This window comes from Prodigiosinella aquatilis (genome assembly GCA_030388725.1).
In the GTDB taxonomy this organism is placed as follows: Bacteria; Pseudomonadota; Gammaproteobacteria; order Enterobacterales; family Enterobacteriaceae; genus Prodigiosinella; species Prodigiosinella aquatilis.
In genome coordinates this window covers 2885506-2912023 of record CP128857.1, presented here as the reverse complement: position 1 = coordinate 2912023, position 26518 = coordinate 2885506, and the positions used below count along the sequence as shown (strand labels likewise).

Here is a 26518-nt window from a genome sequence, read left to right as displayed (position 1 = left end):
CGATTATTTTTTTCGAAAGGTGATGCTTTGTCTTCAATAATGGATATCACTGGATACATCCTTAATTATTGGAATCATTGCCATAACTTACGGCATTACATGTTTGCGTAGTCAACGGTAATAGGAAGAACAATTCTACTTGTCATACTTCAAGTTGCTGTGCGTTGGCCGAGCTTATTCACCCGAATGACTTACTTGAGTAAGCTCATCGGGATTTATTAGCTTTCTGCCTTCCTGTAACTCGAATTATTTAAAGTGTACAAGAATTGTCAGGCCTCCTTGCGCCCTGAATTAGGCAAGTAATAAGTTGGACTGATTAATTCAGCCTGACGGGATTGATTCACCCTAAAATAAAAGAAGATAACCAGATGCAAAAATTAAAGATTGCCACTAGTACATCGGTACAATCCTGCTTCGAAATACAAAGGGAAGTGGTGGATATTAATAATACTGATTTTACTGATATTGCAGCGGTCGTGATTTCAGTTGATGACGTTAATAATGGCATGATTAAACAGGTCGAAAGTACGGGATTTTCTATCCCGATATTTATTGCAGTCTGCTGTGAAGAAGAATTGGACAGTACGACGTTATCGTCGCTGACCGGGGTATTTGAACTGTGTACAGCGAATACTGACTTTTATGGTCGGCAACTGGAAGCGGCAGCGGCAAAATATGAAAATGAACTATTGCCGCCGTTTTTTAAAACATTAAAACAGTATGTGGAGATGGGGAATTCAACCTTTGCCTGTCCGGGGCATCAAGGGGGACAATTCTTCCGTAAACACCCTGCGGGTCGCCAGTTTTTTGATTTTTATGGCGAAACGATATTCAGGTCGGATATGTGTAACGCGGATGTCAAACTGGGGGATTTACTGATCCATGAAGGAGCCCCTTGTGACGCGCAAATTCACGCAGCTAAGGTCTTTAACGCCGACAAAACCTACTTCATTTTAAATGGGACCTCTGCTTCTAACAAAGTGGTCACCAATGCGCTATTAACCCGTGGCGATCTGGTGCTGTTCGATCGTAATAATCACAAGTCCAACCATCATGGTGCACTGATTCAGGCTGGTGCCACGCCGGTGTATCTGGAAACGGCCCGTAACCCGTTCGGTTTTATCGGTGGTATTGATGCCCACTGTTTTACGGAAAAATATCTGCGCGATCAAATCCGCCAGGTTGCCCCGCAACGTGCCAATGAAGCACGGCCATTCCGGCTGGCCATTATTCAACTCGGTACTTATGACGGCACCATTTATAACGCGCGCCAGGTCGTGGATAAAATAGGCCATCTGTGTGATTACATTCTGTTCGACTCTGCCTGGGTTGGCTATGAACAGTTTATTCCCATGATGAAAGACTGCTCGCCGTTACTGCTGGAACTGAACGAAAACGATCCCGGGATTCTGGTGACACAATCGGTACATAAACAGCAAGCCGGTTTTTCACAGACATCGCAAATACATAAAAAAGATAAGCATATCAAAGGACAAGCCCGTTACTGCAACCATAAACGCTTCAATAATGCCTTTATGCTACATGCGTCCACCAGCCCGTTTTACCCATTGTTTGCCGCATTGGATATCAACGCCAAAATGCATGAAGGGGAGAGTGGGCGTCGCTTATGGCGCGAATGCGTTGAGTTGGGTATCGAAACGCGCAAGATGCTGCTGGAAGCTTGTAAGATGATCAAGCCTTTTGTGCCGGTTACTGTGGATGGCCGTCCCTGGCAGGACTACGATACCTCTGTCATGGCCAATGATCTGCGTTTCTTTAATTTTATTCCCGGTGAAAAATGGCATGCATTTAGTGGTTATGACGAATCACAATACTTTATTGATCCTTGTAAATTACTGTTGACGACACCGGGTATTGATACCAATACCGGTGAATATACTGAATTCGGTATTCCGGCTACGGTATTAGCCAATTACTTGCGTGAAAATGGTATTGTGCCGGAAAAATGTGACCTCAATTCTATTCTTTTCCTGCTGACTCCAGCGGAAGATATTGCCAAAATGCAGCATCTGGTCGCATTGCTTGCCCGTTTTGAAAAACATATTGAACAAAATACATTGCTGAGCGAGGTGTTACCTACCATATATAAAAACAACGAGGTCCGTTATAAAAATTATACCCTACGGAAACTCTGTCAGGAAATGCACGATCTTTATGTTAGTTATAATGTCAAACAGCTACAGAAAGAGATGTTCCGCAAAGATTATTTCCCTGCCATCGCCATGAATCCACAAGATGCCAATACTGAACTTGTTCGCGGTAATGTTGAATTAATTCCGCTGTGTAAGGCAGAAGGGCGAATCGCCGCAGAAGGCGCATTACCGTACCCTCCCGGTGTATTATGTGTGGTTCCCGGAGAAATATGGGGTGGTTCAGCACTGCATTATTTCCTGGCGTTGGAAGAAGGCATTAATTTATTACCGGGTTTCGCACCAGAATTACAGGGTGTTTATATCCAACAGGATGATGATGGAATAAAAAGAGCTTATGGCTATGTCATTAGCTGCTAATTAATGCCAGTAAATTTACTGAAATACCCTGCGTTAGTAATACATTCTCACCAGGGAAAACAGAAAGAGAGATTAACCATGAGTAAGTCCAATAATAAAATGGGCGTAGTCTCGCTCACGATTTTGACGACCGTAAATATGATGGGATCGGGTATTATTATGCTGCCCACAAAATTAGCCGAAGTAGGGACGATATCCATTATATCTTGGCTGGTAACCGCAGTGGGTTCAATGGCACTGGCTTTCGCTTTTGCCAAATGCGGCATGCTAAGTCGTAAACCCGGAGGAATGGGTGGATATGCTGAATACACCTTCGGCAAGCCAGGTAACTTTATGGCGAATTATACTTACGGGGTTTCTTTACTGATCGCCAATATTGCCATCGCGATTTCGGCGGTTGGCTATGGCATCGAATTGCTGAATACGTCGTTGTCGCCGTTTGGTATCTGTATCGCGACCATCGGGGTGTTATGGTTGGCCACTGTCGCCAACTTTGGTGGTGCGCGGATTACCGGACAACTTAGTAGTATCACCGTGTGGGGGGTAATTGTTCCGGTAGTCGGGATATCCCTGTTCGGTTGGTTCTGGTTCAGCAGTGACGCCTATGTTTCGTCCTGGAATCCACATCATGTGCCAACGTTTGAAGCTATCGGGTCGTCTATCTCTATGACATTGTGGGCATTCCTGGGGTTGGAATCCGCCTGCGCCAATACCGAAACTGTGGAAAACCCAGAGCGTAACGTCCCCATCGCAGTATTGGGTGGAACATTAAGCGCAGCGGTCATTTATATTATCTCAACCAATGTTATCGCCGGGATTGTGCCTAACATGGAATTGGCCAATTCCAATGCGCCATTTGGTCTGGCGTTTGCCCATATGTTTAATCCGACGGTGGGTAAAATCATCATGGCATTAATGGTGATGTCCTGTGTGGGCTCCCTGCTGGGTTGGCAGTTCACTATTGCCCAGGTGTTTAAATCTTCTGCCGATGCCGGTTTTTTCCCCAGGATTTTCTCAAAAGTTTCCAAAGCGGATGCGCCGGTTAAAGGCATGCTGGTCATTGTTATCCTGCAAAGTGCTATGTCGTTGATGACAATTAGTCCGTCGCTGAGCAAACAGTTTGACGTACTGGTTAATCTGGCGGTGGTGACGAATATCATTCCGTATATTCTGTCGATGGCCGCGTTGCTGGTTATTCAGAAAATGTCTGGTATTGAGGCGGGTAAAGCGCGCATCGCCAATGTGATTGCTTTTATCGGTGCCTTGTACAGTTTTTATGCACTGTACAGTTCCGGTTCAGATGCGATGATGTGGGGCGCGATTGTGACGTTCCTCGGCTGGACGCTGTACGGGTTGGTCTCTGCACGGTTTATGGCATCGAAGCGGATATCGGAAGGAACGCGTTAAACAACTCCTCTCTGTCGTTGGTAACGTCGCTTCCCTGGCAAAGGGTGAGGGGGTAGAACCAGAACGGTTATCATCAAACTGAAGTCCCATTGTTATGCAATGGGACTTTTTACTGTTTGTTTTCAACTATTGTTCGAAAGCGGCCTGAGTGAGCGAAATCTGAATCTGTCAGGCAATTTCTCTAACCGGTGCTGTTCTGGCCGGCGTATCCCCGGCGACGAAATAGTTGGCCGTGCTTTTCGCCAGCGGCTGATGACCTCGTATGCGGTCGGCTATCTTTTCGGCCATCATGATGGTGGTGGCGTTAAGATTGCCGGTAATGATTTGTGGCATGATGGACGCATCGACAACCCGCAGTCCTTGAATACCATGCACGCGTCCCTGACCGTCCACCACCGCCATCTTATCGCTACCCATCTTGCATGAGCATGACGGGTGGAATGCCGTTTCGGCATGTTCGCGGATAAAGGCATCCAGCTCTTCATCACTTTGTACCTGTTCACCGGGGCTGATTTCCCGTCCACGATAGGGATCCAATGCCGGTTGCGCCATGATTTGGCGGGTAATGCGGATCGCGTCACGAAACTCCTGCCAGTCCTGTTCTGTCGACATGTAGTTAAACAGGATACTCGGATGCCGGCGCGGATCCTTTGACCTGACCTGCACACGACCTCGGCTTGGTGAACGCATTGACCCGACATGTGCCTGAAAACCATGCTCTTTCACCGCATTACTGCCGTTGTAGTTAATGGCTACCGGTAGAAAATGATACTGGATATTCGGCCAGTCAAAGACCTTGCTGCTACGAATAAATCCGCCCGCCTCGAATTGATTGCTGGCGCCGACCCCGGTGCCTTTTAGTAACCATTCCACCCCTATCTGTGGCTGATTGAACCACTGCAACGCCGGATAGAGCGATATGGGTTGTTTGCAGCTATATTGCAGGTACATCTCCAGATGATCTTGCAGGTTCTCGCCGACCCCGGGTAGATCGTGTATCAGCGGAATATCCAGCCGGTTGAGCAGTTCAACTGGTCCCACCCCGGAGCGTTGCAGGATTTGCGGCGAGGCGATGGCACCAGCGCACAGCAAAACGTCCCGGCGGACACAGGCATTTCTGGCACGGCGTTCATTACCTCTGAAATAGCTGACACCGACGGCACGCTTGCCATCAAATAAAATCCGCTCGGTTAGTGCGTGGGTGATGATGGTCAGGTTTTTACGCTGACGAGCTTGATCCAGATAACCTCTGGCAGTGCTGGCCCGACGCCCTTGCGGTGTCACGGTACGATCCATTGGACCGAAGCCCTCCTGCTGATAACCATTGAGATCGTCGGTGCGCGGATAGCCCGCCTGAACCCCGGCTTCCACCATCGCATGGAACAGTGGATTGTTGCCGTCCTGCGGTGTGGCGACACTCACCGGTCCATCACTACCGTGAAAATCATCCGGCCCGCAGTCACGGGTTTCCGCTTTGCGGAAATAGGGCAGGCAATCAAGATAACTCCAGTCCTCCAGACCGGGAAGTGTGGCCCAGTTATCAAAATCCAGTGCATTGCCACGGATGTAACACATACCGTTGATCAATGATGATCCGCCCAACCCTTTACCGCGCCCACACTCCATGCGGCGGTTGTTCATGTGCGGTTCCGGGTCAGTTTCATACGCCCAGTTATAGCGTTTCCCCTGTAACGGGAAAGCCAGTGCCGCAGGCATCTGGGTGCGGAAATCCAGCCGATAGTCTGGTCCGCCAGCTTCGAGCAGCAGCACCGTTATGGCCGGATCTTCTGTCAACCGGGTTGCCAGCACGTTGCCGGCCGAACCAGCACCAATAATGATGTAGTCGTATTCCATCGGATATTCCCTCCTGTTTATGGATTAGAAAACCGAGCTGAAATTACCCAACTCAATCTGTACCGATTTGATTTGCGTGTAGTGTTCCAGCGTACTGATCCCGTTTTCACGTCCCACGCCAGACTGTTTGTAACCACCGACCGGCATCTCCGCCGGGGATTCTCCCCAGGTGTTGATCCAGCAGATACCCGCCTGAAGCTGATGAATAACGCGATGTGCCCGGCTGATATCCTGGGTGACCAGTCCCGCCGCCAGGCCGTATTCAGTGGCATTGGCACGGTGGATAACCTCATCTTCATGCTGATAGCCAAGAATGCTCATCACCGGCCCGAATATTTCTTCACACACGATCTGCATCTCATCACGACAGTCGGTAAATACGGTCGGTGCGACATACGCGCCCTGTGCCAGTGGGCCTTCCGTCAAACAATGTCCGCCGGTCAGCAACGTGGCGCCTTCGCGCTTACCACTATTTATATAGCGCATCACCGCATCACGGTGTTGAAAACTGACCAGCGGGCCAAAGTTGACGAGCGGATCGGCAGGATCGCCAATACGGATGCGGTTCACGCGTTCAACAATTTTCTGCTCAAAGGCGCGCAGCAATAATTGCGGCACAAACACCCGTGTTCCATTGGTACAAACCTGTCCTGAGCTGTAGAAGTTGGCCATCATGGCGATATCTGCGGCTTTATCGAGATCCGCGTCGTCGAAAATAATCAGCGGGGATTTTCCCCCCAATTCCATGGTGACCTCTTTTAGCGTTGAACCTGCTGCATTGGCCATCACCTTTTTGCCGCTGGCGACACCGCCGGTGAAAGAGACCTTGGCAATCCCCGGATGTCCGGCCAGCCATTGCCCCACTTCTTGACCGCTACCGGTCAATACGTTGAACACGCCATCCGGCAAGCCGGCCTCGGTATAGATTTCCGCCAGTTTGAGGGCGGTCAGCGATGTGACTTCGCTGGGTTTAAAGATCATCGCGTTGCCTGCCGCCAACGCCGGGGCCGATTTCCATAAGGCTATCTGGATAGGATAGTTCCATGCGCCGATACCGGCGACAATGCCGAGTGGCTCACGACGGGTGTAGACAAACGCGCTGTCACGCAGTGGGATCTGCCTGCCTTCCAGTGCCGGGATCAGTCCGGCGTAATATTCCAGCACATCAGCGCCGGTCACAATATCGACAGTCTGGGTTTCGGACAGGGGTTTACCGGTGTCGGCGGTTTCTATCGCTGCCAGTTCATCGTTGCGTACGCGCAGGATATCCACCGCCCGTCGCAGGATGCGCGAACGTTGCATGGCGGTCATCGCTGCCCATATTTTCTGCCCGTGCGCGGCGGCAGCCACCGTATTGTCAACATCCGCCGCGCTGGCGGCCTGAATTTGCGCAATGATTTCGCCGTTGGCCGGGTTTATGGCATCGAAAGTGTCATCACGGGTGCTGTCGGTATAGGCACCGTTGATATAGAGTTTTTGTAAGCCGTAGCGGGACATGGTTTCTCCAGTCTTTTTCGTTGCGATTAAACGCCATTCAGTTGCTGCTCAATAAACTGATGGGTGATCAGCAGGGCTTCATCGCGGTTAAAGGTTTGCTCACTCAATGCGCTGCGTAACCATAATCCATCAATCAGGCCCGCCATTCCCTTGGCGGCCAGTCGGGCACGGTCGCGCGGCAGACAACGCCTGAATTCGGTGCATAAATTTGAGTAAAGTCGGCGATTATTGACCCGTTGTAGCCGATAGAGCTGAGGGCTATGCATACTGCTGGCCCAGAATGCCAGCCAGGTCTTCATGGCGGCGCTGTTGGTTTGGCTCTCATCGAAGTTGCCTTCTATAATGGCTCGCAACCGGGTACGAGGATCGTTATCGTTCAACGCGGCAAGCCGTTGTGTGACAGCCTCACCAAGGCGACTTAACAAGTAACGCATGGTCGCTTCCAACAGGCCATTCTTGTCACGGAAGTAGTGACTGATAATGCCATTAGATACGCCAGCCCGACGTGCAATCTGTGAAATCGACGCATCGTGCATTCCTACTTCGTTCACTGCGGACAGTGTCGCCTCAATCAATTGCTGCCGTCTTATCGGCTGCATTCCTACTTTGGGCACGGGTTTGACTCCCATCAATCCGATCAATAAATGCCATCAGAAAAGAGGTCTTCTGATGGGCCGTCTGTCTTCGATTGTGCCCATTAAACTTTTTTTTGATTGAACGTTCAATCAAAAATGAATATATTTTATTACCGCCATGTTAATAAATTGTATGATTTGTGGTCGGTGATTGTTGAATCTCAGGCATTAATTCTCTGTGGCGAATTAATGATTTTTTGGGGTTCATAACGAGTGGAGGAAGGCAAGTGTACTCAGCGGATCTCCCGTGGTTAGCCTGGTGTTATTGGCTTACTTCATCTTGATATGCGCTAAGGCACGCTTACCCAACTCACTCTGGAGCTTTAACTTTAAACCTATGCAGGGGAAACGATGGCGACTTCAGACATCGACACAAAACCGCAAAAGGATACGATAAATCCGGTGGTGTTTTTCACGTCCGCAGGACTGATCCTCGCGTTTACGTTAATGACTATTTTTTATCCCGTACTTTCCAATAAATGGATCGGTATTGTTCTCAATTGGGTATCGGTTACGTTTGGCTGGTACTATCTGCTGGCCGCCACGCTCTATATCGTTTTTGTGATTTATATCGGGGCCTCGCGTTATGGTTCCATCAAACTCGGGCCTGAACAATCCAAGCCAGAGTTTAGCCTGTTGAGCTGGGCGTCGATGTTGTTCGCCGCAGGCATCGGTATTGATCTGATGTTCTTCTCGGTCGCCGAGCCGGTAACACAATATATGATGCCGCCGGAAGGTCAGGGACAAACCCTGGAAGCGGCGCGTCAGGCGATGGTCTGGACGTTGTTTCACTACGGGCTGACCGGTTGGGCAATGTACGCGCTGATGGGGATTGCCCTGGGTTATTTCAGTTACCGTTACAATTTGCCGCTGACCATTCGTTCGGCGCTTTATCCGATTTTTGGTAAGCGTATTTACGGCCCGATTGGTCACAGCGTGGACATTGCCGCTGTCATCGGTACTATTTTTGGCATTGCCACGACACTCGGGATCGGTGTGGTGCAGCTTAATTACGGCCTCAACGTTCTGTTCCACATTCCGGAAGGTCTGACGGCGCAAGCGGCATTGATCATGCTGTCTGTGGTGATGGCGACCGTCTCGGCAACCTCTGGTGTTAACAAAGGCATCCGCTTTCTCTCCGAGCTAAACGTGCTGCTGTCTATGGGGCTGATTCTGTTTCTGCTGTTTTGGGGCGATACGGAATTTCTACTCAATGCGCTGGTGCTCAATGTAGGTGACTACATCAATCGCTTTTTGGGGATGACGCTGAACAGTTTTGCTTTTGATCGACCGACCGACTGGATGAATAGCTGGACGCTATTTTTCTGGGCCTGGTGGGTTGCCTGGTCACCGTTTGTCGGCTTGTTCCTGGCACGTATCTCACGAGGCCGGACTATCCGTCAGTTCGTGGCGGGTACACTGGTTATTCCGTTTATCTTCACCTTGCTGTGGCTGTCTATCTTCGGGAATAGTGCGCTGTATCAGGTTCTGCATGGCAACATCGGTTTTGCCAAAGAAGTAATGGCCTATCCGGAGCGTGGTTTTTACAGCTTGCTGGCACAATATCCCGGATTTACCTTCAGCGCGTCAGTGGCAACCATCACCGGTCTGCTATTTTACGTCACCTCGGCGGACTCGGGGTCTTTGGTGCTAGGGAACTTCACCTCCCGCCTGACTGACATCAATAATGACGCACCCAACTGGCTACGGATTTTCTGGTCTTTGGCTATTGGTTCGCTGACGTTGGGCATGTTGATGACCGACGGTATTACCGCTTTGCAGAACACCACGGTGATAATGGGGTTACCGTTCAGTTTTGTGATGTTTTTTGTCATGGTTGGTTTATATAAATCATTGAAAGTGGAGGATTACCGTAAAGCTGGGTCGCAGCAAATCTTCGCACCAATGCCGGTTTCTGGCGATGAAGTGCTGAACTGGAAACAGCGTTTGTCTCGGGTGATGAATTATCCTGGTACTACCCATACCGAGGAGATGTTGAATACAGTTTGTCGTCCGGCTATGCAGGACGTGGCCCGGGAGTTGGAGCTGCGTGGTGCGAAAGTGGAATTCAACGAACTGCCGCCGCAGGACGATGAACGCCTGAACCATCTGGAATTGCTGGTCCGGCTGGGTGATGAGGAGAACTTTGTGTATCAGATCTGGCCGCAACGCTATTCGATACCGGCATTTACCTATCGGGCGCGCTCAGGCAAATCTCATTATTACCGGTTGGAAACCTATCTTATGGAAGGAACCCAGGGCAATGATCTGATGGATTACAGTAAAGAACAGATCATCAATGACATTCTTGATCAGTACGAACGTCATATGCAGTTTCTGCATATCCATCGAGAGGCTCCGGGGAACACGCTGACCTTCCCGGGGTAATACCGTGTAGTCTGAAGCGTCATCGTATTACTGTGATTCCGCTTCAGGCTTCCGTCAGGTTGGTGATAAACGCCGGTCTGAAATGATTTCTGTCAATGAGGGAAATGTTCAGGCGGGCGTTTTTCGTTGCAGAAACGTCGCCACTTTGGCCATGCAGGCTTCGCGTTCTTCAACGTGCGGCATATGGCTGGAGTGTTCGAAAATCACCCATTCCACATCCTTGATGTGATCGGCGAAAGGCTGCACCACTTCCGGTGCTGCTTCGTCATAATAGCCAGAAATCAGCAGTACCGGGACGTCGATAGCGGACAGGCGATCAATCACCGTCCACTCTTTCATACTGCCGATGACATGGAACTCGGTGGGGCCGTTCATGGCGTGATAGACCGTCGGGTCGAGGTCCATGGCGTCGAAGGTGCGCTTGACGTCGTCTGGCCAGGGATCGAGGCGGCACACATGACGCTGATAAAATACTTGAGAGGCGGCTTTGTACTCGTCGCTGTCCAGCGTACCAGCAGATTCGTGAGCCAGTAGCGTGGCTTGCACCTCCTCTGGCAATTCGCTACGCAGACGGGATGCGGCTTGCAACCATAAGGCCATCGAGGCTGGCGAGTTGGCGATGATCAGCGCTTTCAGGCCTGGCGGATTGGTGACGGCATGTTCGGCGCCCAGCATGCCACCCCAGGATTGTCCGAGCAGCGCGTAGTTGTTTTCGATACCGAGATGACACAACAGGGTATCCAGTTCAGCCAGAAACAATGAAGGCTGCCAGAAATCGGCGGGTTGGTCGGGAAGGTGAGTGGAGCGGCCATTACCCAGTTGGTCGTAATGAATGACAGCCCGGCCGGTTTTGGCAATATCACGAAAGGCATCCACATAGTCGTGGGTGCATCCCGGTCCGCCGTGTGCCACGACCAGCGGCGTCATGCCATTGTGAAGGTCGCCACAGATACGATACCAGGTCTGATATTCCAGATAAGGCGCGTAGCCTTCGGTGATGTTGTACATAACGTTTCCCTTGTCGGTGAATAATAACCACAGGGTAAACGTCCGAACGGTATTGAACAGCTAGTAAAAAAGATAGAAAAGCACTGCGTTCTGACGCGTGCTCAACTATCGAGCAGACGATAGTGCAGGGCACGAACCACCGCTTGTACCCGGTTATTGGCGCCGAGTTTGCGCCCCGCGGTATTAAGATGCAGCGTCACGGTGGCGATCGATCGGTTAAGTTTGCGGGCGATCTCTTTGGCCGTCAGTCCTTCAGCCGCCCAGGACAGACATTCGCGCTCGCGTTTACTCAAGTGCACATGATGGCAGGTGAGAACACGGTCATCAAACAGCGGATAGATCTGTTCCTGAAAAGTCTGTGCCAACAAGCTGAATTCGGCCAGTACATCATGAATATCCAGCTCATGCCCGGTACCGGTGTGAATGCCCGTCACGGTCACGAAACTGCCATGAGGAAGGTGCAACGGCACTGTCGCGCCACTGGGCATATTGTTGTCACACATGTAATGAGTGACGGGTTTGTTCTTGTCGCTGAGCCGATTGTGCAGTGAGGTGCTATCTGGCCGTTGATAAGACCAGATGAAAGGGGCACAGCTTTCCAGCGCATAATGTTGAACTGGGTCGACCTGATAATAACCGCTCTCACTCCACAGCCGTTGCATATCAGCAGGCACGTTGTGCATATGCAGTATCGACGGCGTGATCAACTCACCTTCCAGCGAACGTGGTACGGGTGTGTAGTCGTAAATCAGCGCGTCAAAACCAAGACGGGATGTCCGCGCGAAAAGCTGGTTAAACGCACTATCCACCGTTGTTTCCCGCATTGGTGTGGTTCTGTCTTGCACCGCGACCTTCATGAAACTATCTCCTCTTCATCGGCACTTGCCTATTCGGGCACAAATACTGCTACCGATCAGACACCATGCAAACACGGTGCCAGCTTCCTCATTACGAAAAACTAGTATTTTTACTAACTACCGGCGGCACACCACAGAGGCTAACGTAGCTGTGAGCCTGGCAAGTATCCATCAGAAGCAGGGGGGCAACATGATAAAGCGTGACCATTCAGCGCAGCAGCAAAGGCGGGATGCCCGAATGGAAGGTCTGGGCAGTATGCGTTGTTATACCGCGTTGCACCAATCAGGTGCGCAGCCATACCCGACATTCAGGTGGCATACCCATGATCCGTTGTTTCGCCATCGTACACCGAATTTTAAGCATCACATGAGGGGATAGCCATGCACCGTTACCGCTTTATGTTGTGGCGCCCGTTGCAATTGCTGCCGGTATTGTTCGGTATCAGTGTGCTCACTTTTATTATGGTGCGAGCCATTCCCGGCGATCCGGCGCGCATTCTGCTGGGAGTACACAGTACACCCGCCGCTATCGCCCGCGTTCGGGCGCAATATGGGTTGAATGAACCGCTGTGGCTGCAATATTTCTATTTCCTACGTAATTTGCTGCACGGTGAGATGGGAAAATCGATTATCTATCGAGTTGATACCCTGAAACTGATCATGTCACGCCTTGAACCGACGGTGTATCTGGTGTTGGGCAGTGTGCTGCTATCGATACTGTTTACCATACCGCTGGCCGCCAGTGCCGCCCGTCATCGTGGAAAGCTGGCCGATCAGGCGGTCCGCCTGTTCTCTACCATTGGCCTGGGTTTGCCCTCGTTCTGGTTGGCGATCATGATGATTCTGCTGTTCAGCCTCTCGCTGGGGTGGTTTCCGGTCTCGGGCTATGGCAGTGACTGGGGCGAACGTTTGCATCATATGTTCTTGCCTTGTCTGACGATCGCGCTGGCGTTGTCCGCCGTGCTGACCCGTAATTTGCGCGCCAGCCTGCTGATGGAATTACAAACCGATTATGTCACCGCCGCTCGGGCGCGTGGACAGAGCGAAAATCGTATTTTCTGGCGTCATGTTATACCGAATTCACTGGTGCCGACTGTCAATCTGCTGGCGGTCAATATCGGGTGGCTGATTGGCGGTACTGTGGTGATTGAAAGTGTTTTTGCTATTCCCGGCATGGGGCAATTGCTGGTTAAGGCGATCATCAGCCGTGATTACATGGTGGTACAGGGCGTGGTACTGGTATTTTCCCTGGCAACGGTGGCGGTGAATCTCCTGGCTGACGTGTTGACCGTGGCGCTAGACCCGAGGGTAAAACTATGAGCGCGATGACAATCCTCTCTGGTGTCAAACGTCGCTGGCTACCGCGCCAGCAGGCGTTAAGAACCGGCATGGCGATTCTGTTTGTTTGGGTGTTACTGGCCCTGTTTTGTCCCTGGCTGGCACCTTATGATCCCATTGCTCAGAACGTTGCCGCGACACTGTTGCCGCCCGATCTGCTTCATCCTTTTGGTACCGATAACTTTGGCCGGGATATTTTTTCCCGGGTGATGTGGGGTGCACGGGTGGATCTGCAAATCTGCATCATCGGGGTGATTTTCCCCTTTACCATCGGTACGGTCATCGGCGCGTTTTCCGGGTATCTCGGTGGTGCGGTGGATACCGTCTTGATGCGGATCATCGATATTGTGCTGGCGTTTCCATTTCTGGTGTTGATGTTGTCGATTATTGCCATTCTTGGCCCGGGCCTCGGCAGTTTTTATATCGCTATGGCGATGGTGGGATGGGTGTCTTATGCGCGGTTGGTGCGCTCACAGGTACTGACGCTTAAACATCGGGACTTTATTCTGGCCGCGCGAAGCTTGGGTTATACCCACCCGCGCATTCTGTTTATACATATATTACCTAACGCGCTTACCAGTTCGATCGTGTTCTCCATGTCTGACTGCGTGCTGGTGTTGCTCAATGGCGCGGCAGTGAGTTACCTCGGTCTTGGCGTTCAGCCACCGATTGCCGAGTGGGGTGTGATGGTGGCCGAAGGCCAAAGTTTTATCACCACCGCCTGGTGGATAACCACGTTTCCCGGACTGGCCATTGTTGTGTTGGCGATGGGCTTCAGTCTGCTGGCTGACGGATTGGGCGACAAGCTGGGAGCACAGCCATGACACTGTTGCAGGTTTCAGGCCTGATGATTGAAGACCGTCAGGGTACGGCGTTGGTGGATGCGTTGTCACTGTCATTGGACGCCGGGGAAATTCTCGGTCTGGTGGGGGAAAGCGGCTCAGGAAAAACCCTGACCTGCCGGGCGATGATGCGTCTATTACCCGGTGAGGGATTGACGATTCGCGAGGGTCAAATCAGGCTCAATGACACGGATGTATTGACGCTCAACGACAAGCAGATGACTGCCATCCGCGGTCGGGAAATTGGCATGATTTTCCAGAATCCAGCCAGTCATCTGAACCCGGTGATGACCATCGGTCAGCAGATTGCCGAAAGTCGGCGCCTGCATTTCGGCGCCAGTCGCCACGATGCGCGCCAGCAGGCGATCACATTATTACGTCAGGTTGGCATCCCCGATCCGGTTCGGCGAGTGGATAACTACCCGCATGAATTTTCTGGCGGTATGCGTCAGCGTGCCATGATTGCCGTGGCACTGGCCTGTGAGCCGAAGGTGCTGATTGCCGATGAGCCTACCACAGCGCTGGATGTCACCGTGCAGATGCAGATTTTGCGACTGCTTAGCGACCTGCGGGACCGGCTGGGCATTGCCATCATTTTGATCACTCATGACCTCGGCGTGGTGGCACAAACCTGTGATCGTATTGCGGTGATGTACGGCGGAAGACTGTGTGAATCTGGGGATAAACGCCAGGTACTTGCGCAGGCGTGCCATCCCTATACGCGCGGGCTGATTGATTGCCAGCCCGCCAGCGAAGGTGGATTAGGGCGATTGATCACCATACCGGGCCAGCCGCCATTGGCGCAGCGTTTTCCCACCGGTTGCCGTTTTCATCCACGTTGCCCGCACGCCACCCTTGACTGTCAACGTGTTCAGCCGGTGATGCAGACTGCCACGCCCGGTAGTGCGCATGCTGCCGCGTGTCACCATCCGCTACATGCCATGCTGTGTGGGAGGGAACATGGCCAGTAAATTATATCCATTGCTGGAAGTGGAAGATCTCACGGTCGCTTTTCCAGTGTCCGGTGGTTTTAGTCTTAAAAAACGGTATGTTCACGCCGTCAATGGGGTGTCCTTACACATTCAGGCCGGTGAAACACTGGGGCTGGTAGGGGAATCCGGCAGCGGAAAAAGCACGCTGGGCCGGGCGATTCTGCATTTGGAAGATGCCACTTCAGGCCGTGTGCGTTTTGACGGTCGATTGATTACTGATGGGATGAGGCCGGATATTACCCGGTTGCGCCAGCAAACCGCGATGATTTTCCAGGACCCATTTTCGTCGTTAAATCCGCGTCAGACGCTAGGCGAAAGTCTTGCCGAAGTGCTGCGTGTGCATCACAAAGTGGCGGAATCTGCCATCGCGGCACGGGTTGCCGAGTTGCTGACGCTGGTGGGTTTGAGCCCGGAGCAGGCGACGCGCCGTCCGCAGGCATTGAGCGGTGGGCAGTGTCAGCGGGCCGGTATCGCCCGGGCGCTGGCCATTGAGCCACGTTTAATTGTTGCCGATGAATGTGTAGCGGCGCTGGACGTCTCTATTCAGGCGCAAATTATCAACTTGTTGATGGACCTGCGTGAGCGTATGGGGCTGGCGATTCTGTTTATCGCCCACGATCTGGCGATTGTGCGTCGCCTATGTGACCGGGTGGCGGTGATGTATCTCGGCCGTATTGTGGAAAGTGGGCCAACACCCATCGTTTTCAGCACACCGCGACATCCGTATACCGCGGCATTGGTTGCAGCGATCCCCGAGATTGACCCTGACCGGCCGCTGCCCAGGCATTCGCTACAGGGCGAGCCACCCAGTCCGCTGGATATTCCCGCCGGTTGCGCTTTCCATCCACGTTGTGCCTATGCCTTACCGTCATGCGGTCAGGGTACAGCACCCGAAACCCGGCATATTGCCGACCATGCCTTCGACTGCGTGCTTGATGACAGCAGCAGCGACAGGATTTATCCGTTGACTGAGGAAATGTTACATGAAGCAAAAGCATTTTAACGTTATTGCCGCCGGGCTGATGCTGGCGTTCAGCCTGGTCAGTGAAATGGCACAGGCTGCCGGGATTCTCACTATTGGACGCCATGAAGACAGCACCACGTTTGACCCGATAAAATCGGCACAAAACGCGGATAATTGGGTGTTCTCCAATGTGTTTGATCCGTTGATTCGCGTTGATGACAGTGGCACAAAATTGGTGCCGGGGCTGGCGGAAAGCTGGAGTATTTCTCCGGATGGCAAGGTCTATACCCTGAAAATGCGTGATGCCAAATTTTCAGACGGTACACCGGTGACGGCGGCCGATGCCGCCTTCAGCCTGCTGCGTATCCGCGACAGTGCCGAATCATTGTGGCGAGACTCTTACAGCATTATTGATAAGGTGGAAGCCAAAGATCCGCACACGTTGGTGATCACCTTGAAAACGCCGTCAGCGGCATTTCTGTCACAGTTGGCGTTGCCTAATGCGTCGGTGATATCGCAACAGGCGTTGACCAGGCAAGGTGAAGAGGACTTTGCCGAACACCCGGTAGGTTCTGGTGCCTTTAGTGTCAAAGAGTGGGATCGGGGTGAGAAGGTGGTGTTGGTGAAGAATCCCTATTACTGGGAAGCCAACAAAGTGAAACTGGATGGCGTGGAATGGCTGACGCTGCCGGATGACAACACCCGTATGTTGAAAGTGCAGGCTGGCGAGATTGATGCGGCCTTGTCCATCCCGTTCTCCCGTATCTCGTCGTTGCAGAAAGATCCTAACCTGAACGTTGAGCTGGACCGCTCAACTCGCGAAGATCACTTGTTAATTAACCATTCGCATGGTCCGTTAGGCAAGGTGGCGGTGCGTCAGGCGATAGATTTTGCGATAGATAAAAAATCCATCGTCGATACCATCACGTTTGGCTACGGTAAAATCGCCAATTCCTATATTCCTGAAGGAGCGCTTTATCACTACGCGGATAATCTGCAACGGCCTTACGATCCACAAAAAGCTAAGCAGCTGTTAGCCAGTGCCGGCGTAAAAAATCTGACGCTCAATTACCTGGTGAATGCCGGTGATGAAGTGGATGAACAGATTGCCATTTTGTTGCAGCAACAGTTAGCAAAAGCGGGCATCACCGCCAAATTGCAGAAGGTGGACCCAAGCCAGAGCTGGAGTATGTTGGTTGCTGGCGACTATGACATTTCAGTGATGTACTGGACCAACGACATTCTTGACCCTGATCAGAAAACCACCTTTGTGTTGGGTGATGATTCCAACATGAATTACATGACCCGTTACCACAATGCAAAGGTCAAAGCGTTGGTTGCCGCAGCTCGTGTCGAAATGGATCCGGTCAAGCGTAAACAGATGTATATCGATTTGCAAAAAATGGCCAAAGCGGATGTGAACTGGATCGATCTCTATTACAGCCCGTACCGCAATGTCACTCGTAAAAACATTAAAGGATTCCACCAAAACCCGCTAGGCCGTTTCACGCTGGAAGAAACGGTAAAAGAGTAATTTTTTGCCATTCCTGGGGAAATAGGGACCGACCAAAACAAAAATGTAATCAAATAACAAAAGTTAAAAGCCCGCTTAAAAAAACATAAGCGGGCTTTGTTTTGTTGTTTGGCACGGCTTACCGTGCCAGAGAATCCCCGTCCGGCTGTTCCGGATAATGTCGTAGTGTGCTGATTTAATAATTTTTTATAGGTTGTTATTTTTTAGCGGGAAGAAACAACCATAACAGCAAAGAAAGCATACCCAGGCCGAGACCACCAACGCCGACTTTGACAAATATTTCAACCAACAGGGCATGATGGGCTGCTGCACGTCCTATTTGAGGCGCGTAGAAAAACATGGCAAACCATGCCATAGGATAAAAGAACGACAGACCCATCAGGATAGAGGTGATCTGTTTACGGCTATTCGACATATCTGTTAGCGCAGTAATAGTAATCATCCCCAGCACAAAGGCGGCGATACCCCCGGCATGGAAATGAGCTCTCAACCCAGCGCCAAATGATGTCCTGATCCTTGGCCGGATCAGTGAATAAAGACGGATGAGCCATTATGCCAGCATGGATATAGTTTTGAAAAAAATCCTCATGAACGCCGAACAAAATACCTAAAAAGATATTCATTAAGATCATCAAAAACACTAATGCCAGGCCGATTTTTACCGGCGAAAAATCGACCGACAAAGCGACTTTGTTATTATCTGCCATAAATTAATTTCTTTCAGTTAACCATTTAATTTTCAAGATAAAACACGAAACACGGAAATTTTTTTAGTATTGGAGTATCAGTGTTTTAATAAGGTTCTACTTTTATTAAAAATAAAAGAAGGAAATAACATTCAGTTACGTAATACTCGGGTATTAATGCAACATAAAATGACATGTTGTTCGAAATCTATGACAAAAAAACACTTATCCTTGTAATTCGGATTTTAATATTTAGTTTTGTAAAATTTCACCATGATAATTTTTTTAACACATGTGAATTTTAATAAATAAATGATAGTAAATATTGCATTTATTAATGGGTGTTAATACTCTCAGAGGAATGAAAATATAGATTATTTGTCTAATGACCGCTATTTTGCATGTTGCTTTTATTGGAACTGTATTCTTTGAAATAACGCCCTGAATTTGTCGCCTTTTAATTAGCCTGATGATACCTGATTCCCGTCGCTTTGGTGGGGGCTGTTGTATTTTTCGATGTCGTGCGTTCCGTCGATATGCCGATGGCTCGCCCCGGCTAGATATCCGAATTGATATGCTCTTTGCAGTAGCGCTTTTTATATTCCAGCGGTGTCAGACCAGTCAGCCGGCGAAATAGCCGCCTGAAGTATCCTACATCCTGAAAACCACAGCGTTTTGCTATATCGGCAATGACGCCGCAGTCCGCTATCAGCATTTTTTCGGCGTTACCGATGCGTCGCCGATGAATGGCCTCGGTGAGGGTCATGCGGAAGGTCATTTTATAGACCCGCCCCAGATAATCAACATTACAAAAGAGCTGTGATGCCAATCCGGATGCGGTAAGGGGCAGATGAAACTGGGTACCGATAAGCTGTTGCGCCTTCCATGCCAATGCTATACCCGGTTCTGCCGGTTCAGTACTTTCGGTCCAGCCGTCCGCCACTTGTTGTAGCAGCAACAGTAGAATCAGTTCCAACGAGGAGGCAGGCGACCGGTTTTCCTGCTCGCTGAGAAACAGTCTGAACAACGTAACAAACCGGCGAGGATCGCGTATTTTACTATATTGCGGTATGGGTAATTTAATTGCCTCTTCTTTCGGGGGCCGGGTAGACACACTATCGAAGTGCAGCCAATAAAATTTTAAATCTGCGGGAAAATCACCTATTCCTGCATGTGTCCTGCCTGGCCATAATAAAAGTGATTCCCCGGCTTTGACATAAAAATCGTGCTGATTTTCGCGAATCGCTAATATCCCCTGTTCAACAAAAATCAATTCATAGGATTCCAGAATACGGGTGGGGTGATGGCCAAGTCCACGAGAAATGAATAAACCGCCATTTTCAATTCTAATTGGATAATTGACTGATATTTCAAGCATAATTAATTACCGTAATTGCTGCTTTTTTTTAACTTAGCAAACAAGTACGGGAATTTCAGGTAATACGGCTGCACTATTGATCTACTTCACAATTTTAAATCCATGTCGGAATCGTACCGTTTATCTACCTTTTCCGCACCTTGTTGCGGCCCATATAGTGTGCGAGTTTTAACCAGTGGAACAATAAAAATATGTACTAAATTGAGTCATTAACTTCTTACCCTTCCGCATGCCAATAACTCGTTATCGGCGAGGAGAAAATAATGTCAACCACCGCCATTCCCCATACCGCTGTCCCGGAAATAACTGTCGGCAGCTATTTATCCATTCGTGAAAAGATCGGCTACGGTTTAGGCGATGCGGGTGGCACCGTTATTACCAGCCTGATGATGAATTTCCTGACCTTCTTTTATACCGATATATTCGGCCTCACTCCGGCGCTGGTGGGCATCATGTTTATTGTGCTTCGTGTCGTAGATGCTGTATCCGATCCTCTGATGGGGGTGCTAGCGGACCGGACCGTGAGCCGTTGGGGGCGATTCCGCCCCTGGCAGCTATGGGCTGCTTTGCCCATCGGTATTATCGGTATCCTGACGTTCACTGTGCCCGATGTGAGTCTCAATGTAAAAATCCTCTGGGCCTTTGTCACCTACCTGATGCTCTCCTTGAGCTATACCGCCATCAATGTACCTTATTGCGCGTTGATAAATACCATGACCGGTGCCCACCGGGAGGTGATTTCCTGTCAGGCCTGGCGCTTCGTGTTGTGCGGCATTGCTGGTTTCCTGGTCTCAGTGGGATTGCCCTGGCTGGTGGCTACACTGGGTAACGGCAATGCAGCCCACGGCTATCAACGCGGTGTCGCTGTGCTGTGTGTTATGGCGGTAACGATGTTTCTGTGCTGCTTTTTCTGGGTGCGCGAACGGGTGCCCATGACGGTGCTGGGTAAGTTTTCACCTCGGGAACATTTACGGGGTCTGCGTCAAAATGATCAGTTGCTGCTGATGTTACTGATGTCGTTTTTGCTGATAAATGTCTTTAATATTCGCGGCGGTGGGTATATGTATTTCATCTCCTATGTGCTGCACGGTAGCTCCAGTTACACTTCGCTGTTTTTTACCGCTGTCACCGTGGCATCCATTTTTGGTGCAATGATCGTCAATGGTTTATCTCGCCGCATCGACACAGTAAGACTGTATTATTACACCAATATCGTTTTGGCGGTCCTGGGTATTCTGATGTGGTTTATCCCTACGGGAGAAGCCTATCGCACCCTATGGCTGGCGGTGATTTTCATCAACAGCGTTATCCTTGGTTTTACCCTGACGCTGCATTTCTCCCTGATGGCGTTTGCCGATGATTATGGTTTCTGGAAAACGCGTATTCGCTCATCAGGTATGAGCTTTGCATTTAATCTGTTCTTTATCAAACTGGCCTGGGCATCCAGTGCCGGTATTATCAGCCTGGTGTTTGTTCTGGTGGCCTATGTCCCCGGTATTGATCATCAAACTCCCGCGTCACTCCACGGTATCCGGATGATGGAAAGCTTAATACCGGCGATATTTCATGTATTGCTGGCTGTCGCCCTGCATTTCTGTCGACTGGACAATGGCAGTATGGCTCGCATATCCCGTGATCTTCAGGATCGTCAGTTGGCTTAAACCTTTACCAGGGAATCAAAAAATGGGAAAAACATCTGAAATAGACCTGCATCATATCAAGTTGACCGATTCCTTCTGGCTGGATTATCAGCGATTGGTCAAGGATGTAGTCTTGCCGTACCAGTGGGAGGCGCTAAACGATCGTATCGCCGACGCAGAGCCTAGCCACGCCATAGAAAACTTTCGTCTCGCGGCCGGATGCAGCCAGGAAGAATTTTACGGTATGGTATTCCAGGACAGCGATGTGGCGAAATGGTTGGAGGCGGTGGCCTGGATGCTGAGCCAACAGCCGGATCCGCAACTAGAGCATACCGCTGATGAAACCATTGAACTGATCGCCGCTGCACAACAGCCAGACGGCTACCTGAATACCTATTTCACAGTGAAGGCACCGAAGCAACGCTGGACTAACCTGGCGGAATGCCATGAACTGTATTGCGCCGGACATATGATCGAAGCCGGTGTAGCTTACTACCGCGCCACCGGTAAAACTCGCTTGCTCGAGGTCGTGTGCGCCCTGGCTGATCATATTGATGGGGTTTTCGGCCCCGGCCCCCAGCAGCTTCACGGGTATCCGGGTCACCCGGAAATCGAACTGGCATTGATGGAATTGTATGACGTCACCGACAAGCAACGTTATCTCTCCCTGGCGCGCTATTTTGTTGAACAACGTGGCACCGAACCTCATTTTTATGACCTTGAATATGAACATCGCGGTCGCACCGCCTATTGGCAAAACCACGGCCCGGCCTGGATGGTGAAAGACAAATCATACAGCCAGGCGCATAAGCCCATTGCGTTGCAGACGACAGCGGTAGGACATGCGGTCAGGTTTGTTTATCTGCTGGCGGGTGTCGCCCATCTGGCACGTATCAGCGGCGATGAAGATATGCGCCGCGCTTGTCATCGCTTATGGGACGATATGACTCAACGTCAAATGTACATTACCGGCGGGATTGGCGCGCAAAGCCATGGAGAGGCGTTTACTTCCGATTACGATCTGCCCAACGACACCGCCTATACAGAAAGCTGCGCGTCTATCGGTCTGATGATGTTTGCCCGGCGTATGCTGCAAATGGAGACAGACGGGCAATATGCCGACGTGATGGAGCGGGCGCTGTATAATACCGTGCTGGCAGGTATGGCTCTTGACGGGAAACACTTTTTCTACGTCAATCCGCTGGAGGTCCATCCTGGCGCCATCAAATGCAATCATATTTTCGATCATATCAAACCGGTACGTCAGCAGTGGTTCGGTTGTGCCTGCTGTCCACCCAATATCGCTCGGTTGTTGGGGTCCCTCGGAAATTACATTTACACCCGAAGTGAAGAAACCCTGTTTGTGAACCTCTATATCGGCAGCGAGGTGACCCTTCTCGTGGGCGAGCATTCTCTGACGGTGTGTCAAACCGGTAATTATCCTTGGGATGAAACCGTTAATATCACGGTAACTTGTCCGTCCGCGACGTCATTTACGCTGGCGCTGCGTTTGCCAGGTTGGTGCCCGGAGCCACAGGCGATCCTGAACGGCGAACCTGTTGATATGACGCCTCGGCGAGGATATGTCTATTTCACGCGTACCTGGTCTGAAGGTGACAATATTCAATTGATCTTACCGATGCCGGTGCGCCGGGTACGAAGCAATCCTCTGGTACGCCAAAACCTGGGCAAGGTTGCTTTGCAACGTGGGCCGCTGGTGTACTGCCTGGAACAGGTTGATAACGGCGATAATCTGCATCAACTGAGTTTGTCTGCTGGCAATAATTTTCGCTTGTTGGCCGGCGAAGGAGTACTGGCAGGGAAAACACTGATCCAGGCACCGGGGGAAGGTCTATCGGTAACCGATGTGTTGCAACAGCCTCTTTATGATTATGACGGTGAACCTCCGCGGCGCCGACCGTGTTCCTTGCTCTTTATTCCCTATTTTTGCTGGGCCAACCGAGGCGAAGGGGAAATGCGAGTATGGATTGCGGAAACCTGATCCGATATCGCCATGCATAAGAAGGCCATGCAGCAGGGAGCGCCTTGGTACAGGTAATTTTTGTGCCAACAACCTGCTGCACCAGTAATGCAGCCAGGCTTAATGGGATATCCACTTCATTCTGTTGGGGTGCTGCGTAACCAGATGTCATCAGTAAGCGGTGGGTGTATTCCGGCTGATAGCTTCAGCCGGAATGCTTTTTCCTGCTGCTTAGCGGTTGAGGCTTGCACCACCGCCTTTTTTCATCACCGAGCGGATATCTGACTCCTGAACCAGATTCAAATCACCGCTGATGGTCAGTTTCAATACGCTGGCTGCAATCGCAAATTCAATCGCTTCCTGCGAGTCAAATTTGTGTAGCAGGCTGTGCATTAAACCAGCGCCAAAAGCATCACCTGCGGCAACGCCTTCCATCACATGCACATTGTAACGGTTGGTTTCATAGAATGTATCTTCACTCAGTAACAGACCCATCCACTGGCTGTCTTCAACGGATTGGATATTACGCAGAACACTGACCACCATTTTGCAACCTGGATATCTTCTGGTGACCTCCCGCATGCCGTCTTTAAACGCGTCAATCTGTTCGATGCCGCGGGACATATCGCCATCAAATGCCTTGATGCCGAGCGTCGCTTCGAAATCTTCATCATTGGCAATACAAATTGTGACATAGTGCATCAGCCTGGACATCACTGTTTGCGCTTTTTCTGGTGACCACATCTTGCCACGGTAATTCATGTCGCAGACCACCGGGATATTATGCTTCTGGCAGTAGAGGCAGGCAGCTGTTACGGCTTGTTCCAGCTCTACTGAAATGGCGGGAGTGATACCGGAGAAATAGAAATAATCGACATCCCTGAAAATGGCTTCCCAGTTGAACTCTGTCTGTTTCACTTCCGCGAAAGCGCTCCCAGCACGATCATAGACGACATTGGTAGCGCGTACGCTGGCACCTTTCTCGAAGAAGTAGATCCCCAAACGGTTTCCGCCACGTAACACTTTTGTCGTATCGACACCATATTTACGCAGTGTGGAAAGTGCTGTTTCACCTAATAGATTTTTGGGCAATTTGGTCAGGTAGGCGGCGTTATTTCCAAGCAGTGCTAATGATACTGCGACGTTGGCTTCGGCACCGCCATAGGCGGCTTCAAAAATATCGGACTGAATAATGCGATTGTTTCCGACAGGTTTCAGTCGCAGCATCATTTCTCCAAAAGTTAACACTTTCATTTATTTCGTCCATTTCTGAATAAGTTAGCGAATTATATACCCAATAGATTGGGCATTGCAGACAGACGGCAGTCGGTTGTGACACAGATTAAGGGAGTGTGCGGGTTTTTGACGTATTCAGGATCGCTTTATGGCAAGGATTATGGCGCGCGCCTCTGTTCCTTCATCAGCGACGCTCTGATATCGTTAAGCCAGCTAATGTCCTGACGATACTGTTCCTGGCGTCGTAAACGGTGGTTTGGCAAACCAGATAACCACGATCAGTCCCAGAAAGCCCCACCCCAATAAATGGAAGTAATCAATAGTCGAGGACATCCACGCCTGTTGTTGCACGGTTTTATCCAGTTGTGCCAGATTGGTTTGCGTGATACCGCCCATCCGATGGAGGTAACTTACCGCCGCCGGATTATATATGGACACGCTCTCGCTCAGTATCGCGTGGTGATAAATCTCACGATTTGACCAGATCCAGGTGGAAAGCGATGAGGCAAAACTCCCACCCAATACGCGCAAAAAGGTTGCCAGTCCTGAGCCTTCAGCCACATCCTTGCCATGCAGACTCGAGAGCAAAATAGAGGTCAGTGGCACAAAGAAAAACGCCACGCCCATTCCCATAAACAATTGCACACCTGCAATAGTCATGAAATCTACATTAGTGTTGAATTGAGCACGCATCAGACATGATAATCCCATGATCACAAACGACACTGTGGCGAGCAGCCGTAAATCAACCCGGTTGCCGTAACGTCCAATAATCGGCGACAGTATCACTGGCAACATCCCCATTGGTGCGGCTGCCAGTCCCGCCCAGATTGCGGTATATCCCATCCACCTCTGAAGCCATTGAGGCAGGATCACGTTAATGGCAAAAAATGCGGCGTACCCGAGCATCAGCGATAGCGTACCGACGGTGAAATTTCGGTCGGCAAACAGCCTTAGGTTAACAATTGGGTGGCGTTCTCCCAACTCCCAGATAATAAAGGACACCAGCGCGATGGCGGAAATAATCGACATCGTTACAATATTCGTAGAAGAAAACCAGTCCAGATCATTACCTTTATCCAACACCACCTGCAACAAACCAACGCCGATGACCAACAGCCCAATACCGATATAGTCGACACTGACGCGCTCTATGGTATTCCGCCAGTCACGTAGCTGCATCCAGACAATGATCGAGGCAAAAATGCCGATCGGCACGTTGATGTAAAAAATCCACGACCAGGAATAACTATCGGTGATCCAGCCGCCAGTAATAGGGCCGACGATCGGACCTACTACTGTCACCATCGCCAAAAGTGCCAGTGCCATGTTGCGTCGTGAGGGTGGGAATATCATCAGCAACAGCGTTTGGCACATGGGGTACATTGGACCGGCAAAGAAACCCTGTAAGGCCCGGAAAATAATCAGCTCTGTCATGTTCTGCGCAAAACCGCAAAGGAAAGACGCAAGACTGAACAGTAAAACCGAGACAATAAATAGTCGTAGTTGACCAATGGTACGGGAAAGCCAGCCCGTCAATGGCAGGGAAATGGCGTTGCACACGGCGAAAGAGGTTATCACCCAGGTACTCTGATCCGAACTGACACCGAGACTACCGGCAATCGTCGTCAACGATACGTTGGCAATCGTGGAGTCCAGCACCTGCATAAATGTAGCCAGCGAGATTGCAAATGTCGCCAGTGCCAGACTCGGCGGTGTAAAAGCAGCCTTATCGTTCATCACTGCCTTC

Annotated in this window: 21 protein-coding genes; 11 read left to right on the top strand and 10 right to left on the bottom strand. The window is 50.6% G+C overall.

The genetic code is table 11. From position 1 onward, the window contains the following. The first annotated feature begins 368 nt into the window (after window positions 1-368). Window positions 369-2531, top strand: a complete 2163-nt coding sequence (speF, locus tag PCO85_13495; GenBank protein WJV52258.1) for an ornithine decarboxylase SpeF — start codon at window positions 369-371, stop codon at window positions 2529-2531. Window positions 2532-2609: 78 nt separating this feature from the next. Then, window positions 2610-3938, top strand: coding sequence for a putrescine-ornithine antiporter (potE, locus tag PCO85_13490; GenBank protein ID WJV52257.1), 1329 nt, complete (start codon window positions 2610-2612; stop codon window positions 3936-3938). Window positions 3939-4106: 168 nt separating this feature from the next. On the opposite strand, the gene betA is transcribed toward potE, so the two are convergent. From betA to betI, 3 genes are read right to left on the bottom strand one after another with little or no spacing between them, the layout of a single operon-like run. Beyond that, a complete protein-coding gene (gene betA / locus PCO85_13485; protein WJV52256.1) occupies window positions 4107-5792 on the bottom strand; it encodes a choline dehydrogenase in 1686 nt (561 codons plus the stop codon). A gap of 24 nt (window positions 5793-5816) precedes the next feature. After that, the gene (gene betB, locus PCO85_13480) at window positions 5817-7289 is read right to left on the bottom strand and encodes a betaine-aldehyde dehydrogenase (GenBank protein WJV52255.1); all 1473 of its coding nucleotides are present in this window, start codon (window positions 7287-7289) and stop codon (window positions 5817-5819) included. A gap of 26 nt (window positions 7290-7315) precedes the next feature. Beyond that, window positions 7316-7903, bottom strand: coding sequence for a transcriptional regulator BetI (gene betI / locus PCO85_13475; GenBank protein WJV52254.1), 588 nt, complete (start codon window positions 7901-7903; stop codon window positions 7316-7318). A 372-nt stretch (window positions 7904-8275) separates the two neighbouring features. On the opposite strand from betI, the gene PCO85_13470 reads away from it, so the two are divergent. Then, window positions 8276-10312 carry a choline transporter gene (locus tag PCO85_13470; protein WJV52253.1) on the top strand — a complete coding sequence of 679 codons (2037 nt, stop codon included), beginning with the start codon at window positions 8276-8278 and terminating at the stop codon, window positions 10310-10312. A 108-nt stretch (window positions 10313-10420) separates the two neighbouring features. Here PCO85_13470 and PCO85_13465 read toward each other — a convergent pair whose 3' ends face one another. Both PCO85_13465 and PCO85_13460 read right to left on the bottom strand, forming a co-directional pair. Then, window positions 10421-11320: a proline iminopeptidase-family hydrolase gene (locus PCO85_13465; protein WJV52252.1), complete on the bottom strand. Its 900-nt coding sequence runs from the start codon at window positions 11318-11320 to the stop codon at window positions 10421-10423. 101 nt (window positions 11321-11421) lie between these two features. After that, the gene (locus PCO85_13460; protein WJV52251.1) at window positions 11422-12177 is read right to left on the bottom strand and encodes a LuxR family transcriptional regulator; all 756 of its coding nucleotides are present in this window, start codon (window positions 12175-12177) and stop codon (window positions 11422-11424) included. 190 nt (window positions 12178-12367) lie between these two features. On the opposite strand from PCO85_13460, the gene PCO85_13455 reads away from it, so the two are divergent. Genes PCO85_13455 through PCO85_13430 form a run of 6 tightly spaced genes read left to right on the top strand, consistent with a single transcriptional unit; the run spans window position 12368 to window position 17847 of the window. Next, window positions 12368-12556: a hypothetical protein gene (locus tag PCO85_13455; protein WJV52250.1), complete on the top strand. Its 189-nt coding sequence runs from the start codon at window positions 12368-12370 to the stop codon at window positions 12554-12556. A gap of 2 nt (window positions 12557-12558) precedes the next feature. Continuing rightward, the gene (locus PCO85_13450) at window positions 12559-13497 is read left to right on the top strand and encodes an ABC transporter permease (protein ID WJV52249.1); all 939 of its coding nucleotides are present in this window, start codon (window positions 12559-12561) and stop codon (window positions 13495-13497) included. Next, complete coding sequence (locus tag PCO85_13445; protein WJV52248.1) at window positions 13494-14339, top strand: ABC transporter permease; 846 nt, start codon at window positions 13494-13496, stop codon at window positions 14337-14339. Before PCO85_13450 ends, PCO85_13445 begins: the two co-directional genes overlap by 4 nt. Then, entirely contained in the window at window positions 14336-15328 is a 993-nt protein-coding gene (locus tag PCO85_13440) for an ABC transporter ATP-binding protein (protein ID WJV52247.1), read from the top strand. Before PCO85_13445 ends, PCO85_13440 begins: the two co-directional genes overlap by 4 nt. Continuing rightward, the gene (locus PCO85_13435) at window positions 15318-16352 is read left to right on the top strand and encodes an ABC transporter ATP-binding protein (GenBank protein WJV52246.1); all 1035 of its coding nucleotides are present in this window, start codon (window positions 15318-15320) and stop codon (window positions 16350-16352) included. The genes PCO85_13440 and PCO85_13435 overlap by 11 nt, the downstream gene beginning before the upstream one ends. Next, window positions 16333-17847 (top strand): ABC transporter substrate-binding protein, encoded by a 1515-nt coding sequence (locus PCO85_13430; GenBank protein ID WJV52245.1) that lies wholly within the window; start codon window positions 16333-16335, stop codon window positions 17845-17847. Before PCO85_13435 ends, PCO85_13430 begins: the two co-directional genes overlap by 20 nt. A gap of 196 nt (window positions 17848-18043) precedes the next feature. Here PCO85_13430 and PCO85_13425 read toward each other — a convergent pair whose 3' ends face one another. The 3 genes from PCO85_13425 to PCO85_13415 form a co-directional block, all read right to left on the bottom strand. Beyond that, window positions 18044-18262 (bottom strand): hypothetical protein, encoded by a 219-nt coding sequence (locus PCO85_13425; GenBank protein WJV52244.1) that lies wholly within the window; start codon window positions 18260-18262, stop codon window positions 18044-18046. Continuing rightward, window positions 18252-18554: a hypothetical protein gene (locus PCO85_13420; protein ID WJV52243.1), complete on the bottom strand. Its 303-nt coding sequence runs from the start codon at window positions 18552-18554 to the stop codon at window positions 18252-18254. The genes PCO85_13425 and PCO85_13420 overlap by 11 nt, the downstream gene beginning before the upstream one ends. A gap of 535 nt (window positions 18555-19089) precedes the next feature. Next, on the bottom strand, window positions 19090-19911 hold the full coding sequence (locus PCO85_13415) for an AraC family transcriptional regulator (GenBank protein ID WJV52242.1): 822 nt from the start codon (window positions 19909-19911) through the stop codon (window positions 19090-19092). A 263-nt stretch (window positions 19912-20174) separates the two neighbouring features. Here PCO85_13415 and PCO85_13410 point away from each other — a divergent pair, with 263 nt between their 5' ends. Both PCO85_13410 and PCO85_13405 read left to right on the top strand, forming a co-directional pair. Then, window positions 20175-21572 (top strand): MFS transporter, encoded by a 1398-nt coding sequence (locus PCO85_13410; GenBank protein WJV52241.1) that lies wholly within the window; start codon window positions 20175-20177, stop codon window positions 21570-21572. Between the two features lie 22 nt (window positions 21573-21594). After that, complete coding sequence (locus tag PCO85_13405; protein ID WJV52240.1) at window positions 21595-23553, top strand: glycoside hydrolase family 127 protein; 1959 nt, start codon at window positions 21595-21597, stop codon at window positions 23551-23553. Between the two features lie 210 nt (window positions 23554-23763). Here the strand turns inward: PCO85_13405 and PCO85_13400 are convergent, their stop codons facing one another. Then, window positions 23764-24786, bottom strand: coding sequence for a sugar kinase (locus PCO85_13400; protein WJV52239.1), 1023 nt, complete (start codon window positions 24784-24786; stop codon window positions 23764-23766). 195 nt (window positions 24787-24981) lie between these two features. Then, window positions 24982-26508 carry a DHA2 family efflux MFS transporter permease subunit gene (locus PCO85_13395; protein WJV52238.1) on the bottom strand — a complete coding sequence of 509 codons (1527 nt, stop codon included), beginning with the start codon at window positions 26506-26508 and terminating at the stop codon, window positions 24982-24984. Window positions 26509-26518: the final 10 nt, after the last annotated feature.

What these genes read in the sequence shown, in the direction of transcription:
- speF (WJV52258.1), top strand. Translation starts at nt 369, where the DNA reads ATGCAAAAATTAAAGATTGCCACTAGTACATCGGTACAATCCTGCTTC.
- potE (WJV52257.1), top strand. Translation starts at nt 2,610, where the DNA reads ATGAGTAAGTCCAATAATAAAATGGGCGTAGTCTCGCTCACGATTTTG.
- betA (WJV52256.1), bottom strand. Translation starts at nt 5,792, where the DNA reads ATGGAATACGACTACATCATTATTGGTGCTGGTTCGGCCGGCAACGTG.
- betB (WJV52255.1), bottom strand. Translation starts at nt 7,289, where the DNA reads ATGTCCCGCTACGGCTTACAAAAACTCTATATCAACGGTGCCTATACC.
- PCO85_13470 (WJV52253.1), top strand. Translation starts at nt 8,276, where the DNA reads ATGGCGACTTCAGACATCGACACAAAACCGCAAAAGGATACGATAAAT.
- PCO85_13465 (WJV52252.1), bottom strand. Translation starts at nt 11,320, where the DNA reads ATGTACAACATCACCGAAGGCTACGCGCCTTATCTGGAATATCAGACC.
- PCO85_13460 (WJV52251.1), bottom strand. Translation starts at nt 12,177, where the DNA reads ATGAAGGTCGCGGTGCAAGACAGAACCACACCAATGCGGGAAACAACG.
- PCO85_13455 (WJV52250.1), top strand. Translation starts at nt 12,368, where the DNA reads ATGATAAAGCGTGACCATTCAGCGCAGCAGCAAAGGCGGGATGCCCGA.
- PCO85_13450 (WJV52249.1), top strand. Translation starts at nt 12,559, where the DNA reads ATGCACCGTTACCGCTTTATGTTGTGGCGCCCGTTGCAATTGCTGCCG.
- PCO85_13445 (WJV52248.1), top strand. Translation starts at nt 13,494, where the DNA reads ATGAGCGCGATGACAATCCTCTCTGGTGTCAAACGTCGCTGGCTACCG.
- PCO85_13440 (WJV52247.1), top strand. Translation starts at nt 14,336, where the DNA reads ATGACACTGTTGCAGGTTTCAGGCCTGATGATTGAAGACCGTCAGGGT.
- PCO85_13435 (WJV52246.1), top strand. Translation starts at nt 15,318, where the DNA reads ATGGCCAGTAAATTATATCCATTGCTGGAAGTGGAAGATCTCACGGTC.
- PCO85_13430 (WJV52245.1), top strand. Translation starts at nt 16,333, where the DNA reads ATGAAGCAAAAGCATTTTAACGTTATTGCCGCCGGGCTGATGCTGGCG.
- PCO85_13425 (WJV52244.1), bottom strand. Translation starts at nt 18,262, where the DNA reads ATGTCGAATAGCCGTAAACAGATCACCTCTATCCTGATGGGTCTGTCG.
- PCO85_13420 (WJV52243.1), bottom strand. Translation starts at nt 18,554, where the DNA reads ATGGCAGATAATAACAAAGTCGCTTTGTCGGTCGATTTTTCGCCGGTA.
- PCO85_13415 (WJV52242.1), bottom strand. Translation starts at nt 19,911, where the DNA reads ATGCTTGAAATATCAGTCAATTATCCAATTAGAATTGAAAATGGCGGT.
- PCO85_13410 (WJV52241.1), top strand. Translation starts at nt 20,175, where the DNA reads ATGTCAACCACCGCCATTCCCCATACCGCTGTCCCGGAAATAACTGTC.
- PCO85_13405 (WJV52240.1), top strand. Translation starts at nt 21,595, where the DNA reads ATGGGAAAAACATCTGAAATAGACCTGCATCATATCAAGTTGACCGAT.
- PCO85_13400 (WJV52239.1), bottom strand. Translation starts at nt 24,786, where the DNA reads ATGAAAGTGTTAACTTTTGGAGAAATGATGCTGCGACTGAAACCTGTC.
- PCO85_13395 (WJV52238.1), bottom strand. Translation starts at nt 26,508, where the DNA reads ATGAACGATAAGGCTGCTTTTACACCGCCGAGTCTGGCACTGGCGACA.